This is a genomic window from Brachybacterium sp. SYSU DS0246 (assembly GCF_059391765.1).
In genome coordinates this window covers 1-1,921 of record NZ_JBZXYT010000064.1, presented here as the reverse complement: position 1 = coordinate 1,921, position 1,921 = coordinate 1, and the positions used below count along the sequence as shown (strand labels likewise).

Annotated in this window: 2 rRNA genes; both read left to right on the top strand. The window is 55.6% G+C overall.

Features of this window, described 5'->3' with window-relative positions:
• Positions 1-1,663, top strand: a 23S ribosomal RNA gene (locus AC5020_RS16905); the annotation flags it as partial.
• A 115-nt stretch (positions 1,664-1,778) separates the two neighbouring features.
• Positions 1,779-1,895: ribosomal RNA gene (gene rrf / locus AC5020_RS16900) — 5S ribosomal RNA — on the top strand.
• Positions 1,896-1,921: the final 26 nt, after the last annotated feature.

Sequence of the window (1,921 nt, the reverse complement as noted above, 5' to 3'; positions counted from 1 at the left end):
CCAGGTTTATCCGCCCTGGGTTAGTCGGGACCTAAGGCGAGGCCGACAGGCGTAGTCGATGGACATCGGGTTGATATTCCCGAACCGATCGTAGGAGGACCCATACCGAGGCAGCTGATGCTAACCACCCGAGCTGTCGCCATGCCCTTCGGGGTGTGGCTGATGGTGAGGCTGGGAACCAAGGCTGTAGTAGGTCAGCGCAGGGGATGACGCAGAGAGGTAGCTTCCGCGGACTCAATGGAATAGTCCGTCCAAACGAGCAGCCCGAGCACCGGTAATGCGGTGCCGTATTGGGTGAGACGTGATGGGGATCCCGTAGGGGCGAAGGTGAGTGATCCTGTACTGCCTAGAAAAGTTCCGGCGTGACGAATACGGTCGCCCGTACCCGAAACCGACTCAGGTGATCAGGTAGAGAATACCGAGGCGTTCGAGAGAATCGTGGTTAAGGAACTCGGCAAAATGCCCCCGTAACTTCGGGAGAAGGGGGGCCCGAGAGGTGAGAGCCTTGAGGGCCGCAGAGACCAGGGAGAAGCGACTGTTTACTAAAAACACAGGTCCGTGCGAAGTTGTAAAACGCTGTATACGGACTGACGCCTGCCCGGTGCTGGAAGGTTAAGAGGACCGGTTAGATCTTCGGATCGAAGCTGAGAATTTAAGCCCCAGTAAACGGCGGTGGTAACTATAACCATCCTAAGGTAGCGAAATTCCTTGTCGGGTAAGTTCCGACCTGCACGAATGGCGTAACGACTTCTCCACTGTCTCAACCGCGAACTCGGCGAAATTGCATTACGAGTAAAGATGCTCGTTACGCGCAGCAGGACGGAAAGACCCCGGGACCTTTACTACAGTTTGATATTGGTGTTCGGGACGGCTTGTGTAGGATAGGTGGGAGACTGGGAAGCATTCACGCCAGTGAGTGTGGAGTCATTGTTGAAATACCACTCTGGTCGTTCTGGATTCCTAACCTCGGTCCGTGATCCGGATCAGGGACAGTGTCTGATGGGTAGTTTAACTGGGGCGGTTGCCTCCTAAAGAGTAACGGAGGCGCTCAAAGGTTCCCTCAGCCTGGTTGGCAATCAGGTGTTGAGTGTAAGTGCACAAGGGAGCTTGACTGCGAGACAGACATGTCGGGCAGGTGCGAAAGCAGGAACTAGTGATCCGGCACCTCATTGTGGAATGGGTGTCGCTCAACGGATAAAAGGTACCCCGGGGATAACAGGCTGATCTTGCCCAAGAGCTCATATCGACGGCATGGTTTGGCACCTCGATGTCGGCTCGTCGCATCCTGGGGCTGGAGTTGGTCCCAAGGGTTAGGCTGTTCGCCTATTAAAGCGGTACGCGAGCTGGGTTTAGAACGTCGTGAGACAGTTCGGTCCCTATCCGCTGCGCGCGTTGGATATTTGAGAAGTCCTGTCCCTAGTACGAGAGGACCGGGATGGACTGACCTCTGGTGTGCCAGTTGTTCTGCCAAGAGCATGGCTGGTTGGCTACGTCGGGAAGGGATAACCGCTGAAAGCATCTAAGCGGGAAGCCTGCTTCAAGATGAGATATCCATACACTTTTGTGTGAGAGGCCCCCAGTAGATGACTGGGTTGATAGGCCAGATGTGGAAGCACGGCAACGTGTGGAGCTGACTGGTACTAATGGCCGATGACTTATCAACACATTTTTTGATTGTTTGCTGTGTTCGCGTCCACTGTGTGGTTCTGAAGAGACAACCCCGCCATGTGCCCCGGTTTTGTGGGGTGTGTGGGTGGGCTGGTTCGGTCTCGTCGTGTTACGGCGGTCATAGCGTCGAGGAAACGCCCGGTTCCATTCCGAACCCGGAAGCTAAGCTCGATTGCGCCGATGGTACTGCACTCGCGAGGGTGTGGGAGAGTAGGTCGCCGCCGGACATCTTCACTGGGAGTGGGAGTGAGCT